Raw genomic sequence first — 15283 nt, forward strand, 5'->3', positions numbered from 1 at the left:
ATCAGGCCACTTGCAGGCTGCTGTCAATCTGCTGGCCCAGAGCGCCGCTCAGACCCAGCACCGCCTCGACGATACGCTGACTGGTCTTGCCATCCCCATAGGGGTTGTTGGCGTGGCTCATCACCTGGTAGGCCAGCTCGTCATCCAGCAGGCGAACTGTCTCGGCGACTATGGTTTCGTCACAGGTGCCGACCAGGCGTACGGTGCCAGCCTTGACGGCTGCAGGGCGCTCCGTGGTGTCGCGCATGCAGAGCACGGGCTTGCCCAGGGTGGGTGCCTCTTCCTGAATGCCACCGGAGTCGGTCAGGATCAGATAGCTCTGTTTCATCAGGTAGACGAACGGCAGGTAATCTTGCGGCTCGATCAGGTACACGTTGTCGAGCCCCTTGAGGTTGCGATTGACCGGCTCTTGCACATTGGGGTTGAGGTGGACCGGATAAACGATCTGCACGTCATCCCGCTGTGCCAGCACCGCCAGTGCCTTGCAGATGCGCTCGAAACCATCACCATGGTTCTCACGGCGGTGGCCGGTCACCAGGATCAGCTTCTTGCTCTGGTCAAGGAAGGGGAAGCGGGCAGCCAGCTCTGCTTTCATGCCCACGTTCTTGTCGATGCGATGGGATACCTCGATCAGGGCGTCGATCACCGAGTTGCCAGTGACGAAGATGGTCTCGGGGGCGATGTTTTCCATGATGAGGTTTTTCAGCGAACTGATGGTCGGGGTGTAGTGTTGGTCGGCAATCCCCCCGGTCAGGCGGCGCATCCCCTCTTCAGGCCAGGGAGAGTAGATATTGCCGGTGCGCAGGCCAGCTTCAACGTGACCCACCGCGATGCGGTGATAGTAGGCCGCCAGGGTCGCGGCAAAAGAGGTGGCGGTGTCACCATGTACCAGAATGCGATCCGGCTTGAACTCGGCAAACACAGGTTTTAACCCCTGCAAGATGGCGGTGGTGACATCGGTCAGATCCTGTCCAGGCTTCATGATGTTGAGGTCATAGTCAGGCTTGATCTCGAACAGATTGAGCACCTGGTCCAGCATCTCTCTATGTTGTCCTGTGACACAGACTCTGATGTCCACCTTGCGATTGGCCTGGAAGGCCTTGACGATCGGGGCCATCTTGATTGCTTCAGGCCTTGTCCCGAATACCATCAATACCCGCTGCGCTTTCATCGGCATAATAGTCATTCCCGTGTAAATTTATGTGATTTATGTATTGTTCCAAAACTACTCAATAAAGGCCGAGATCACGATTAAGCTGTGCCAGCCGATGTTGCCAGGTGTGCTGGGCAAGCACTATCTCCCTTGCCTGTCTACCCAGTTCGCTTCTTTGTCGAATATCTTTCTGTAATTGCACACACCATTCTTGTGCCTCGGTACCATGCTGCACCGTGACAATACTCTTGCCAAAAATGTTATCCATTGCCCGCGAAGGTGTACTGATAATAGGGCACCCTGCCGCGGCCAACTCAAATACCCGGCGGGATAACATGGTCGGTGATTGGCTGATCGTGTTGAAGTTCAAATAAAGCTGATATTGACGATAGGCCTTGGCAACCGACACCGGTGAGATGGCCGGCCTGCAATATGGCTGCAATTTTTCTGGGTAGCTGCAACCGTTGTTCTTTTGCCAAAACCTGTCGAAAATGATTAACCCTTGGTCACGCAGTGCATATAACACCTCTTCTTGTGCCCGGCTACGCTCAGCCAGCTCGTTGCCGTAATAGCCGCCCAAAAAAGCGATCCCTGACTCCCTTTCTTCCGCCGCTGCGGGCTGATACCAGCGGGGCTGGGCGGCAAACATCAAGACCCCCACATGCCGGAAGGCTTGACGAGGCAGGGCCTGATAGCGAGCGACTGAATCGGCATCCGTGGTGTAGACCACATCGAACAGCGCCGCGGCATCGGCAAAGCGTTCGAAATGAAAGGGGTCCTCTTTATTCCAGAAAATGGTGGGTATATGGCGCTTTTGGCAAAATGCCACCAATTTACTCAATTCCAGTTTGACGGGGGAGCTATGGGCATAGCTGGCAATTTTCCCTTGCCAGCTATTTTTATGACCCCGCCATGCTGACTCGACCAACAGAAAATCTGGTTTGAATATCCTCAGTTTCCATTGCCAGTCAAATGGCGTGATGTGAATAAGGTCTGCATCAGGTGTCAGGCTGAACGTGGTGAACTGGTCTGCCACTAACGCAATGCGTGGGCGTTTATTATTATGCAAATGGATTGACTCACAGCTTTAATAGAGTGGGAAATACGATAATTACATGTCGATATGACAAGAGAGTGAATTTTCTCGCCAATTGGGCGCCTGGATGAGGCGCCTCGATTATATCCTTGCTTATTCCCAGTTATCTGGGATGCAGGCAAAGCGCGAAATAGGCCATACCCATAGGCTTGAGCTCGCCGGTATGGCCCAATTCAGCACCTCGTTGTCAGTCCTGGTGCTCACGCAGGGTGGCGAGGCCCATCACGATCAGCCCGTAGAAGAGGAACAGCAGCACGCCGACGGTGGCCAGGTTGTAGAGGCGGCGAGGGTATTCCGCATCCTGAGCCTGACTTGGTTGACTGATGACCAGCAGGTGTTTGAGCTTGCGGTATGCCTCGACCCTGGCCTGCTCCAGACTGATGAGTCCTGTCTTGTAGAGATCCGCCGCCAGAGTGGCCTGGGTTTGCACATCCAGATAACCGGCGTTGATTTCGTTCATGGCATCTTTATCGAGACCGGTGAGCTTGGCACGCTCCTGCTCCAGTTGCCGGGTCAAGGCGTCGACCCGGCTCTGCACCGAGATGACACCGGGGGCGTTCTCTCTCATATAACTGCGCAGTTGTTTGAGCTGCGCCTGCTGGTTCACCAGTTCGGCCTCGATCTGGCTGACGACCCCGAGACGCGCGCTACTGGTGGATTCCGGACTGATGAGTTGATGGCTGTTTTGAAAGGCGAGCACCTTGGCCTTCTCGTCCTGCAGCCGTCGATAGGCTCTATCGACCTCTTTCTCGACAAAGGCCAGTTGATCCAGCGCCACCTGATGCCCCAGCTTGTTGATAAAACGCTCGGACTCCTTGAGCATCATGCCCACCACCCGCTGGCCATACTCGGGGTCAAACGCCTGCAATTCGATGGTGAGCACACCCGACAGCTCATCCAGGCGCAGTGTCAGGTGATCGCGGTAGTATTCGATAAAGTCTTCCCGGCTGACATCCTGTGGCAGGCGGGAGAAATAGTCGGCCTGGTCGCTCTGGTAATGGGACTTGAGGTCAAGCTCCTTGTCGAGTTTTGCCAGCAGATCCCAGGAGTTCAGATAATCCTGGATCAGCAGCACATCCTGATGATTGCTGCCACCAATCCCCAGCATGGACAGGGCATCGGGCAGCATCTTAATCTGGTCCGCCTGCTTGATGATGATCTCCGCCCGGCTCACGTAACGATCAGAGGCGATGACCCCCAGATAGAGGGCCGCTATGGTAAAACAGGCCAAGACCCAGAGAAAACTGCCGAGCTTGAGGCTCTGTTGCCAGGAGCGGTGGGCAATCTGAAAGCCGCTGGAGTCGATAAAGAACTGCTTGGGTTCATTGCCGAGCTTGCGCAATTTGCGCGCAAAGCGGGATGGTCTTTCGGAACGGATAGGTTGAGTCATATTGGGTGCAGCTTGTTAAAGATCCTGATAAATGCGGATGGCGTCATCGATATTGTCGAAGATTTCCAATTTACTGTTGCGCAGCAGCATCCCCATGTCGCACTGCTGGCGCAGGTTTTTCATGTCGTGGGACACCATGATAAGGCTCGCAGTCTCGCGCTTCTGATTGAAGGTATCGATGCATTTTTGTTTGAAGCGGGCATCCCCCACCGAGGTGATCTCATCGGTCAGATAGATATCAAAGTCAAAGGCCATGCTGACGGCGAAGGAAAACTTGGATCTCATGCCGCTGGAGTAGGTTTTGATAGGCAGCTCAAAGTGTTGGCCGATTTCGGAGAACTCCTTGACCCACTCCTCCACCGCCTGCGTGTCGCGTACCCCGTGGATGCGACAGACGAAGCGGGTGTTTTCCCGGCCCGTCATGCTGCCTTGAAATCCACCACCGAGGGCCAGCGGCCAGGAGACGCGACATTGGCGCGTCACCTTGCCCTTGCTTGGGGTATCCATGCCACCCAGCAGGCGAAGCAGGGTGGATTTGCCCGCCCCGTTGACCCCCAGAATACCGATGTTGCGATCCCGCGGCAGTGTGATGCTCACATCCCGCAGCACATAGTTGCGGCCGAACTTGGTGGGGTAGTACTTGGATACGTTGTCGAGAATGATCATGTTATTCCGCACTCATTGACGATCAACTGGCGATCAGCCGGCGATGGCTCAGACGATAGCAGCTCATGGCAAAGGTCAGCAGCAACAGGGTCACGCCTGACAGATAAGCCGCACTGACATTGGGACTGCTGTAACCGGCGATCCAGCCACTTCGAATCAGCTCGAGAGCATGCACCAGCGGGTTCCATAAAAACCAGTGTTGATACTGAACTGGGATGCTGATCAGTGGATACATCACACAAGAGATAAACATCAAGGGCATCATCAGCAGACCGAGGAACTTGTCTGCCTCCTGAAATAGCGTGCAGATAACGCAGAAGACGATGCCGAGGGAAAAGGAGAACACCATCAACAGCAAATAGATGAGGATCACCTGCAAGGGATCCGCCGGAATGGCATCGAACCCGAACCAGAGCAGCCCCAACACCAGGATGATCCCCACCATCATGCCAATCAGGGTCTCGAGCATGAAGCGGGCAACAAAGGTAGAAAATGGGGTCACTTGCCGGTAGCAGAACAGTCCCATATTGGCGCTGACTGCGGATTGCAGCTTGCTCACGACATTCTTGAAAAAAATAAAGGGTAAATAACCGGCGGTAATGAAGAGCGGCGCCGGCGCCCCCCCGAATCCGCTATGGCCGCGCATGCCAAAAATGAGGCTGAATGCGCCAATGATGAGCAGTGGGTCGAGCAGGGCCCAGGCATAGCCAAGTCGGTAACTGCCAAAACGGGTCTTCAGTTCTCGGATAAGCAAACCAAACGTCACATCGCGCAGCACCTGCAGGGGCGTTCGAGGTGTCTGATTGAGAATGGGTTTATGCATTGAGTCGTTTACCGTATGGCAGACTCGCCGATGGGCGAGCCTGCATTGTTCGGTGTGGGCGGTTTAGTTGATGGCTACGTTCGCCGCCACGGCGATCTGATAGATGATCTGGGTAATGTCTTTGACAGATTGCATGGTTTTGCTGTCAACCTTGGGCAATACCATGATCTGATCCCCAGGCTGAACATTCCCCTGACCCTTGAACTCCACCAGCCCGTTGGCATGGACCACGGCGATGCGCTGATCATTGGCTCGTTCGGTAAACCCACCGGCCCAGGCGACATAATCATCTAGGTCGGCATTGGCGTTGTAGACCACGGCTTGTGGCATCAACACCTCACCACCCACCTGGATAAGGTCAGTCTTGTTCGGGATCACAATCTGGTCGCCTTGCTCCAACTGAATGTTGGCGATGATGCCCTTGTCGGCGACCACGACCTTACCCAGGGGCTGAATCTTGCGAGCCTTGTCGACAAACTGCATGACCAGCTCGGCCTCTTTGGCACGGATGGTTGCCTCACCGTCCGAACTGGCCGGCGCGGTGAACACGCTGCGCTCCAGCCGGTTGAGCGATTCATCCAGCATCTCTTTTTGCCGGATGGCCACGCTCTTTCGCATCAGATAGATGGATTGGTAATCGGCCAGATCCGGGTTGATCGGAATGTGGTTGAGCAGATCGTGCAGCTTGGTCTCTTTGCGGACGGTGAAGTAAGAGGGGCCCATATAACTGCCGGTGACCTGCACATCGTAAACTTGTGCATGCATGTCATCGTTAAATAGCACCTTGTCGCCGTCCTTGAGTTGGACCTGGGCAAAATCTTTGTAAGGCAGATAAATAGAGAAGGGACCGTTTGCACGATCACCAATTACCCCGACATGACTCACCTTGGCGAGGGGCAGGGCATAATTGACCAGTTCCGAACCCAGTGTATTGCGCTGCTTTAATTCGAAGCGGAATGGATTGCGAACCTTGCCAGCCACATTGATCATCGGCCCCTGGGGTTCCACCAGGATCACATCCTGATCCTTCAGGGAAAGTTTGGGCATTTTGCCCTTCTGCATGAATTCATACAGGTCGATCTGCTGGAGGACCTGGTTTTGGCGCAAGACCTTGATTTGACGGTAGCTGCCACGCTCTGAATCGATGCCACCCGCCCGCTTGAGGAAATAGAGCACGCTATCAGACGATTGCCCGGCATATTGGCCTGGGCGGATCACCGGCCCCGTCACGAATACACTCACTGGGGTTGTCGTCAGTAAATTGACGTAAATGTTGACGTTGTTGGTGAATACATCGCCAATCTTGCTGGTTACCAGATTATTGACTTGGCTGGCTGGAACATTCTTGACATTGATTGGGCCTACATCAGGGATGAAGATATTGCCCTGATTGTCGACCGTTACCACATTGGAGAAATTGACGGCGCCCCAGATCCAGATATTCAGCTTGTCACCTGGTGCTATCAGGTAATTATCATTCAAGCCATCGCTGCGTTCGGTTTCATATCCACCAGCAAAGAGGTTTGCGCCGTAGGGGGGAGGGAGTCCGGCCTCGGCCTGTGGCAGTAACTTCCGAACATCTGCCTCACCTGGCAGCAACATGCCCTGCCGATTTTGTTGCGCAAAACTGCCGGTTGTTGAACTCGTACTGGCTTGACCACTCAGCGATGACTGGCCGCCAAGTTGGGGCCGATTGTTATCGCCAGAATTACCCGACAGGTTATAGCCAAATGATGCCCCATTTGCCTGGGCCTGGTCTGGTGCGCTAGCCGCCATGGTGGTGCAGGAGGCACCGATGAGAAGCAGAAGGGTACTCAGCTGACGAACGTTCATTTTCAAAACAGATACCTTCGAGTTTTATTGTTCAGCAAGAAGGCTGCTGACAGAAGCCTGATCCAATTGAGGTATCAGGTACCACAGTTCTTCACTCTTGCATGCGACACTTCTTTGCGAGTGGCCTTGCATGTTGTTGAACAACAGGTCAACGCACTCACGCCCCATGGCCGACACATAGCGTTGACCCAGGGTGAAGGTAACGCCGTTTGTGCTGAGTGCAGCCCCTTGAGATTGAGTATTGAGCGCCTGTTGCAGATTGGCTGGCATGGCTTGCTGTGCTGTGGTCGATGATGGATTGACGAGGGGACGGGAGGCTTCGACCTGCTTTGGCTCATATGCGCAGCCAGCAATACACACAGCTAGCGATATCGCCAGAAACCGGGTTGCGTAGTTCATGTGTCAATATTATCCATGGAGTCAAAACTTGAAATGTAAATTCTGTGTAAATTTAATGTTGTGGGCGGTGTTCATTTTGCGATAATGCTTGTCTTATGTTGTTCCTTGGTATTGCTGTACTGAAACTGTACACGGGAATAGATTATCTCAAAAGGCAAAAAAAGAAAAAAGCTACCGCACGGAAGTGACATTGCTCCGGCTTGGGGGTGCTCAAATTGGGGCTTGAAATAAAATTAAAAACATCTAAGACGGACTGTCATCAACAGCCCTGTTTGAATGGCTTTCCAGTCGTGCTGGAGCCGAGCTCGCATATATTGCGTTATTTCGAAACGCTCGTCATGTTTAATTTTATTGCGGGCGCATACTACCTTTGGGTTGCGAATGAGTCAATACATATTAGTCGTGAAGCCGGTCGCGCCAGAGTGGTTTAATCTATTGTTATGTAACTATATTTTCATGTTTTCAGTAATGGTTGAAACAGGTCTGATGAGTATTTTTAGCGCTGAAGTTGTTAGTTTAGAAAGACCTTAAATAAGGGGGCGTTTGAGATATCTATTTGACGATGGATATTTTTGTTGCATCAGAAGTAATAATGTGGTTGGTGTGGCAGGACGCGTCATTAAGACTTACATAGTGTATGTCATTAGTGTTATCCCCTTGAACGTAACGCTCAATTGCTAGTTTTGTAGACTATTTCTTCGAAAACATATTTATTTTTAGTTTTTGGTGTTGAGTTGACAGCTCTTTCCCTCACTGTCTATGCCTGATGTGTACCTGTTTGACGCTTGACAAAGCGGGGACATCAGGATGTAGGAGGGGGCATGGACGCCAATCTTCACTCGATAGCCAGATTATTGCTCTTGCTGAGCATGAGCACGACAGCCATTGCCAATGACGAGATCGTGGCTGTGCAGCTAGGAACACCTGCCGAAAATGAGAAGCTCGATATTTATACTGCTGACATCAAGCTCCACCATATGTTCTGGCAATGGGGTGAGTCGGGTTGTCAGTTTGGGCTGGGAGTGCGTGGTGGCGTGCTGGATGTTGGCCATGAATCCGGGGCCCGGTTGGGGGCTGGAGGGCGTGCTGAATGCCTATGGGGCCAATGGGTGGTATGGATGCCGGTTGAGGTGCTGTGGCTGAGCAAACATGAGTTTGGGCACAAGGGGAATGGTTTCAAGGACTATGGTGGCCCTGTCCAGCTATCAACAGGATTGGGGCTGGGGTATGCCTTCAATCGGAACTGGCTGTTGGGGTACCAGTATGAACATATGTCCAATGGGCATATGTATGAGCCCAATCCATCACTGGACAGCCATACACTCCACATCGAGTACAGATTTTAGATTTTCATCAGGTCTTCTGAGCCGTGTTCGACATTCAGGGGATCCGAGGCATGGGGCCGGTACGACCACCATGCCAGGCTTACCGCCCCAGATATTCCCTGTCGAAGAAGGTGTTGACCCAGTGGGGTCGGTAGACGGCGAGCAGTGTCATGGCCATGCCGTTGAGCAGGGCCTCGGGGAAGAGCAGCAGTGGCCAGATGGAGAGGTAGTCGGCAGTGATGGTGTGCCAGGGGTAGGCGCCGCTCATCCCCATCAGCAGGGCGCTGGCGAGGATCTTGACCGAGATGCTGAGCGCCCCCCCAAGAAAGGCGGGCACGAACAGGTAGACGAAGAGGTGGCGGGGCAGCCAGGCCCAGCTTGCGAGAAACAGCAGCCAGCTGGTGGCCACCGGCAGCGCGACGCCGATGAGCGCCTGCCAGCCGAACTCCGCCAGATCGGTGACACCAAAGGCCCCGAGGATCAGCAGGGTGAGGCAGGGGGCCAGCAGGGCGAGGCGCCAGCCCAGCAGCAGGGTCAGGCTGGTGAGGCCGAGAAAGTGGATCTCCAGCCCCTCATGGAGGCCGGCTCGCAGGGTCCAGAGCGGCACTAGGACGATGGCGCTCCCCAGACAGAGGTGCTGATAGAGGGGGTTGTCGTGGAGGGTGCGCAGCAGGGAGGCGCGCAGGCTGAAGGCGAGCAGCACCAGCCAGAGCAGGAGGGCGGCGACTTGTCCTTCACTCATGGCCTGTTCCCCCGGATCTCACTGCCCGGTGATGAGCCCGGGCGCTGGCGGCGCAAAAAAGAGGCCGCCCAGTCCCGGGCGGCCTCCTGTCTCAATACTTCACGTTGGGGTGGTACTTGCCGAGGATGCCCTGGACCCTGTCCATGGTCTCCTTGCTGGGGGGCTTGATCCCGGTCAGATCGTAAGTGTCTCCCAGCACGTCCCACTTGTGCTTGCCGAGTTCATGGTAGGGCAGCAGCTCCACCTTCTCGACACACTCCCCCAGCTCGGCGATGAACTGGCCGAGCCCCTCGGCGCTCTCGTCATCGTCGGACCAGGTGGGCACCACCACGTAGCGGATCCACATGGTCTGGCCGCGGGACGCCAGGTAGCGGGCGAACTCCAGGGTGTACTTGTTGCTGACATGGGTGAGGGGGATGTGCTTCTCGTCGTTGATCTGCTTGATGTCGAGCAGCACCAGGTCGGTGTTGTCGAGCACCCGATCGAGCAGCTCGTCGTAGTGACGCACGAAGCCGTTGGTATCCAGGCAGGTGTGGATCCCTTGCGCCTTGCAGGCGGCAAACAGCTCGGCGATGAACTCTTGCTGCAGCATGGCTTCCCCACCGGAGGCGGTGACGCCGCCGCCCGAGGCATTCATGAAGTGGCGGTAGCTGGTGAGATCCTGCATCAACTCGGGCACCGTGACCTCGCGGCCGCCCTGGGTGTCCCAGGTGTCCCGGTTGTGGCAATACTTGCAGCGCATCAGGCAGCCCTGCATGAATACGATGAAGCGGATGCCGGGGCCGTCGACTGTGCCGCAGGTCTCGACGGAATGGATCCGGCCAATGATGTCGGGATTGCTGGTGTCGCTAACGGTGGCGGCAGGGATCCGCTGAGTGCCCTGATCGGCAGGGCCGCTGGTTTCAACGGCAGGGATCCGGTTAATGACTGACATAGACGACTCCAATTGTTCGGACAGGGTTCGAGCGGTCGTTATTTTATGACATAAAGCCCTATAAATCCTACCAGTTTAGCCCGCCGGGGTGGCACCCAGCAGACTCTCCAGTGCCTTGACGGGGAGCGGGCGGCTGGTCAGGAAGCCCTGGTAGTGCTGGCATCCCAGGGCCTTGAGCACGGCCAGCTGCTCCTCGTCCTCCACCCCTTCGGCGGTCACCGTGAAGCGAAATACCTTGGCGAGATCCAGGATGGCCTTGACGATGGCCTTGTCCTGCTCGCTGTGCACCAGCGTCTGAATGAAGCTCCTATCCAGTTTGACCTCATCGGCGGGCAGATCGCGCAAATAGGCGAGAGAAGAGTAGCCGGTGCCGAAGTCATCGATGGAGATGAGGATGCCCAGCGCCTTGAGCTGGCGGATCTTGGCGATGCTGTCCAGCCGGTTCTCCAGCACCACGGACTCGGTGACCTCCAGCAGCAGGCGCGATGGCGGCACCCCGGTATCGCGCAGCACGTACTCCACCTGCTGCACGAAGCCGGCGGTGTGGAACTGGCGGGCGCTGACGTTGACCGACAGATGGGGGATGGCCAGGCCGTTGTTGAGCCAGAAACTGTACTGGGCGCAGGCGGTCTTCATCACCCAGTAGCCTATCTCCTGGATCAGGGTGGTCTCTTCGGCGATGGGAATGAAGTCCCCGGGGGGGATCATGGTGCCGTCCATCTTCTGCCAGCGCAACAGGGCCTCCACGCCCGAGAGGCTGCCATTGTCGACTCTGTACTGGGGCTGGTAGTGCAGCACCAGCTCGTTGTTGCGCAGGGCATCGCGCAGCTGGTTGCTCAGGGAGAGCTTGCTCTTCTCCTTCTCCGCCATGGCCTCGCTGAAGAAGATGTGGTTGCCCTGGCCGGCCCGTTTGGCCATGTGGACGGCGGTGTCGGCCTGCTGCATCAGGATCAGGTGATCCTTGTCATCGTCGCTGAACAGGCTGATCCCCACGGAGGCGCTGCAGTGCAGCTTGTGATCGCCGATGTCGAAGGGGAGCCGGAAAATCCCCATCAGCTCCCGGGCGAAGTGCTCCGCCAGTATCTTGGCGGTGACATAGCCCTGGCCCAGCGCGGTGAACAGCAGGGCGAACTCGTCCCCCGAGGTGCGGGCCAGCACCAGGTTCTCCTGGGGCAGGGACTTGAGCCGCACCACCACGGCCTGGAGCAGCAGATCGCCGCAGGCGTGGCCGAGGGAGTCGTTGATGGACTTGAAGTTGTCGAGATCCAGCAGCAGCAATGCCCCCCACTGCCCGTTCGGGCTCTGCAGGGTGCGCTGCATGATGTCGTTCAGGCTGCGCCTGTTGTAGAGGTCGCACAGATCGTCGTAATAGGCGAGCCGCTCTATGTGGCGGGCCGTCTCCTTCTCCTGGGTGATGTCGTGGAAGCTGCAGACGAAGTGGCTGATCTCGTCCTCCTCATCCTTGACGCCGCTCACCATCAGCCGTACCGGGAAGAGATGGCCGTCCCTGTGCAGGCACTGCTCCTCGCCGAGCCAGTATCCCTGCTTGTCGACGGCGGCGATGACCTCCTGCTTGAGGCTGTCGCCATAGTAGGTGGGCCTCAGGGCCTCGATATGCTGACCCAGCATCTCCTCGCTGGCAAAGCCGGTGATGCGGCTGAAGGAGTCGTTGACCTTGAGGATGATGCCGCCGTGATCCATCACCAGCAGACCGTCGTGGGTGTTGAAGGCCACTTCCGCCAGGCGCAGGGCATCGTCGTTGGCGAGGCGCTGCAGCTCGATGGCGGCTCGCTCGCGCTGCTCATGGAGGGCATCGAGCAGGGGAATGGGGTCGGCCAGCGGCCCGTCCAGCATCAGGGTGATCTGACCCAGGGGAACGCCGCCCTGGCCCTGGAGGGGGATGCCGATATAGGCCTTGGCGTCGAGGGCCAGCAACTGGGTGGCCTGGGGATAGCGCAGGGGCAGGTCTTCCACGTAGAGGCTCTGGCCGTGCTGGAAGATCTCCCGGCCCGGACCTATCTCCATTCGCATGGGCTTGACCGCGGAGAAGGTCTCTCCTTCCAGCACGCAGCGGGGAATGAGCCAGAGATCCTGGCCGCGCAGCTGAAACTCCCCGAGCCAGCCGATGCGGGCGCCGCTCGCCGTCATGGCCCAGCGCACCAGGGCGCGGCAATACTCATTGCCGGTCTTGCAACTGAGCCCGCCTGGCAGGGTGAAGGGGGAGGCCTCGACCACCTCGGGTTCGGGCTGCCAGTGACCCAGCAACTGGGCGCAGTGGCGCACCAGCTGCAGCGTCTCTTCGCCTATCAGGGTCGTCTCGGCGTACTCGAGGCTGAGCACGCCGATGAGTTTCTCCTGCTCCAGCAGGGCGCCGTCCAGGCGGGAGCTGACATTGGCATTGGCCAGATAATAGTGCTGGCTCAGCATGGGCTGATGGGCGGCCTCCGAGAAGCTCAGGGCGCCCCGGGTGCGCAAGGCCCGGATGTAGCGGCTGTCACCGCGAATGGCACCGACAGAATCAGCATTCAGGGTGAAGACAGGGGTCAGCTGCTCGCTACCGAGGGGGCCGTTGGCCTGGTAGTGCCAGAGGATGAGGCGATCGGCCCCCAGGCACTCCCTGAGGCTCTCCAGCATAGGGGCGTACTGCTGCTGACTGGCCATCTGGCTCAGGCGCGGCAGTTGCAGCGACAAGTTGGCCGCACTCTCCTGGGGCTGGGTCTGCAGGCAGATGAGCCAGAAGGCGTCCTGTTCATGGGAGAGGGAGATATGCCACTGCTGGGCGGCAAAGCGCAGCAGCAGCTTGCCCCCCTTGCCGCTGGCGAGCCGCTGCTCTATGGGCTGGCGCAGGACGTCCGGCAACTGGGCCGGCCAGGCGCTGCGGGGCTCATCGAGCCAGTGGAGCGGGGTCTGCATCACATCGGTCAGGGCGACCAGCCGTTGACTACGGGTATCCAGGCGAAAGAACAGGGGGGCCTGGCTGGCTGTCGGGAGATGACTGAGCGCGGTAGACGACATGAACTGGCACTATCCTGTTGAGCAATTGTCGGAGGGCAAGAATACTGCAAATCTGCGGCAAACAAAATTTCATTGAAACCTAAATTAGATGAGTCTAATTTATTGGTCATTTCCTGTTGAGTGGAGTCTTGCAGATGAAACGGATCCTGATTGTGGGTGGCGTCGCCGGGGGCGCCTCGGCGGCGGCCCGCGCCCGTCGGTTGAGCGAAGAGGCAGAGATAGTGATGTTCGAGCGGGGGGAGTTCGTCAGCTTCGCCAACTGCGGTCTGCCCTATCATATCGGGGGGGATATCCCCAGTCGGGATGCCCTGCTGCTGCAGACGCCCCAGAGCTTCAAGCGCCGTTTCAACGTCGATGTGCGGGTATTCCACGATGTGATCGAGATAGACAAGGCGGGCAAGAGCCTGCTGGTGCGCAACCTGCAAACCGGCGAGGAGCGGCGCGAGCCTTACGACGTGCTGCTGCTGAGCCCGGGGGCGGCGCCCATTCGTCCTCCCTTCCCCGGCATCGACAGCCCTGGCGTGTACACCCTGCGCAATATCCCGGACATGGATCGCATCCTGGCGGCCCTGCACCACGACAAGCCGCGCCACGTCACCGTGGTGGGCGGCGGCTTTATCGGGCTGGAGATGATGGAGGCGCTGCACCAGCGCCAGCTGGCGGTCACCCTGCTGGAGCTCTCCGATCAGGTGATGGCGCCGGTGGACAAGGAGATGGCCAACATGCTCCACGCCCGCATCCGGGAAGAGGGGATCGATCTGCGTCTGCGCACCGGCCTATCGGCTATCGAGAGTCTGGATCTGCCCGCCGAGATGACGGCGGCCGTGCCCACCGCCAACAGCGGCGGCCTGCGCCTGACCCTGAGCGACGGCACTCACCTCGATACCGGCCTGCTGATCCTCGCCATCGGCGTCAAACCGGAAACCCTGCTCGCCGCCAAGGCGGGGCTGGCGCTGGGCCCCCGCGGCGGCATCAAGGTAGATGCCGGCATGCGCACCTCGGATCCCTTTATCTTTGCGGTGGGGGATGCGGTGGAGGAGACCGACTTCGTCACCGGCGAATCCGTGCTGATCCCGCTGGCGGGCCCCGCCAACCGGCAGGGGCGCATCGCCGCCGACAACATGCTGGGCCGAAGCGAAACCTACAAGAAGACGCAAGGGACCGCCATCTGCAAGCTGTTCGACTTGGCGGTGGCCAGCACTGGGCTCAACGAGAAGCGACTGGTGCAGCTGGGGCTGCCGTTCGAGAAGGTCTATGTCCACCCGGGCAGTCACGCCGGCTACTACCCCGGCGCTCACCCAGTCAGCCTCAAGCTGCTGTTTGCCCCGGATGGCAAGATTTACGGCGCCCAGGCCATCGGCAAGGATGGCATCGACAAGCGCATCGACGTGCTGGCGGTGGCCCAGCGCGCCGGTCTCACCGTCTTTGACCTGCAGGATCTGGAGCTCACCTATGCGCCGCCGTTCGGCTCGGCCAAGGATGTGATCAACATGGCGGGCTTCGTGGCGAGCAACCACCTGAAGGGGGACACCATCCTCTGCCACGCGGCCGAGGTGCAGGCCCGCCACCCTCACCAGCAGGTGGTGGATGTGCGAAACGGCCCCGAGCTCGACAAGCTGGGGCGCATCCCGGGGGCGATGCACATTCCCCTCGACGAGCTGCGCGGCCGCTTCGAGGAGTTGCCAAGAGACAAGGAGCTGCTCATCAGCTGTCAGGTGGGCTTGCGCGGTCACGTGGCCTGCCGCCTGCTGAGCCAGCACGGCTTTCGGGTGAAGAACCTCTCCGGCGGCTTCAAGACCTGGCAGCTGGCCTTCGCCGAATAGTGCTGCCCGGCCGACATGGCCCAATCCCCTGCTGTGCATGAAAAAGGGCCACTCCATGGAGTGGCCCTTTTCTACATCAGGAGC

At 57.9% G+C, this 15283-nt stretch carries 12 protein-coding genes; 2 read left to right on the top strand and 10 right to left on the bottom strand.

All coding sequences use genetic code 11. The features are described 5' to 3' along the window. Position 1: 1 nt before the first annotated feature. The 7 genes from wecB to AAHB08_RS02115 form a co-directional block, all read right to left on the bottom strand. On the bottom strand, positions 2 to 1186 hold the full coding sequence (gene wecB, locus AAHB08_RS02085; protein WP_446699495.1) for a non-hydrolyzing UDP-N-acetylglucosamine 2-epimerase: 1185 nt from the start codon (positions 1184 to 1186) through the stop codon (positions 2 to 4). 43 nt (positions 1187 to 1229) lie between these two features. Next, positions 1230 to 2189, bottom strand: a complete 960-nt coding sequence (locus AAHB08_RS02090) for a CgeB family protein (RefSeq protein ID WP_342057954.1) — start codon at positions 2187 to 2189, stop codon at positions 1230 to 1232. A gap of 247 nt (positions 2190 to 2436) precedes the next feature. After that, positions 2437 to 3639, bottom strand: coding sequence for a sugar transporter (locus AAHB08_RS02095; protein ID WP_342057955.1), 1203 nt, complete (start codon positions 3637 to 3639; stop codon positions 2437 to 2439). A 15-nt stretch (positions 3640 to 3654) separates the two neighbouring features. Further along, entirely contained in the window at positions 3655 to 4305 is a 651-nt protein-coding gene (locus AAHB08_RS02100) for an ABC transporter ATP-binding protein (protein WP_218408865.1), read from the bottom strand. A gap of 22 nt (positions 4306 to 4327) precedes the next feature. After that, positions 4328 to 5128 carry an ABC transporter permease gene (locus AAHB08_RS02105; RefSeq protein WP_111872991.1) on the bottom strand — a complete coding sequence of 267 codons (801 nt, stop codon included), beginning with the start codon at positions 5126 to 5128 and terminating at the stop codon, positions 4328 to 4330. 63 nt (positions 5129 to 5191) lie between these two features. Next, positions 5192 to 6961 carry a polysaccharide biosynthesis/export family protein gene (locus tag AAHB08_RS02110; protein ID WP_342058051.1) on the bottom strand — a complete coding sequence of 590 codons (1770 nt, stop codon included), beginning with the start codon at positions 6959 to 6961 and terminating at the stop codon, positions 5192 to 5194. Between the two features lie 24 nt (positions 6962 to 6985). Continuing rightward, positions 6986 to 7360, bottom strand: coding sequence for a hypothetical protein (locus tag AAHB08_RS02115; protein WP_342057956.1), 375 nt, complete (start codon positions 7358 to 7360; stop codon positions 6986 to 6988). A gap of 821 nt (positions 7361 to 8181) precedes the next feature. Between AAHB08_RS02115 and AAHB08_RS02120 the strand changes: the two genes are divergently transcribed. Continuing rightward, positions 8182 to 8706, top strand: a complete 525-nt coding sequence (locus AAHB08_RS02120; RefSeq protein ID WP_182785726.1) for an acyloxyacyl hydrolase — start codon at positions 8182 to 8184, stop codon at positions 8704 to 8706. A gap of 79 nt (positions 8707 to 8785) precedes the next feature. Here the strand turns inward: AAHB08_RS02120 and AAHB08_RS02125 are convergent, their stop codons facing one another. The 3 genes from AAHB08_RS02125 to AAHB08_RS02135 form a co-directional block, all read right to left on the bottom strand. Further along, on the bottom strand, positions 8786 to 9427 hold the full coding sequence (locus AAHB08_RS02125; RefSeq protein ID WP_342057957.1) for an energy-coupling factor ABC transporter permease: 642 nt from the start codon (positions 9425 to 9427) through the stop codon (positions 8786 to 8788). A 91-nt stretch (positions 9428 to 9518) separates the two neighbouring features. Next, entirely contained in the window at positions 9519 to 10361 is an 843-nt protein-coding gene (gene pflA / locus AAHB08_RS02130; RefSeq protein ID WP_139434163.1) for a pyruvate formate lyase 1-activating protein, read from the bottom strand. Positions 10362 to 10436: 75 nt separating this feature from the next. Further along, the gene (locus AAHB08_RS02135) at positions 10437 to 13376 is read right to left on the bottom strand and encodes a sensor domain-containing phosphodiesterase (RefSeq protein WP_342057958.1); all 2940 of its coding nucleotides are present in this window, start codon (positions 13374 to 13376) and stop codon (positions 10437 to 10439) included. Positions 13377 to 13510: 134 nt separating this feature from the next. Between AAHB08_RS02135 and AAHB08_RS02140 the strand changes: the two genes are divergently transcribed. Beyond that, on the top strand, positions 13511 to 15199 hold the full coding sequence (locus AAHB08_RS02140) for an FAD-dependent oxidoreductase (RefSeq protein WP_342057959.1): 1689 nt from the start codon (positions 13511 to 13513) through the stop codon (positions 15197 to 15199). Positions 15200 to 15283: the final 84 nt, after the last annotated feature.

This window comes from Aeromonas sp. OTU364 (assembly GCF_038440395.1).
GTDB lineage: Bacteria > Pseudomonadota > Gammaproteobacteria > Enterobacterales > Aeromonadaceae > Aeromonas.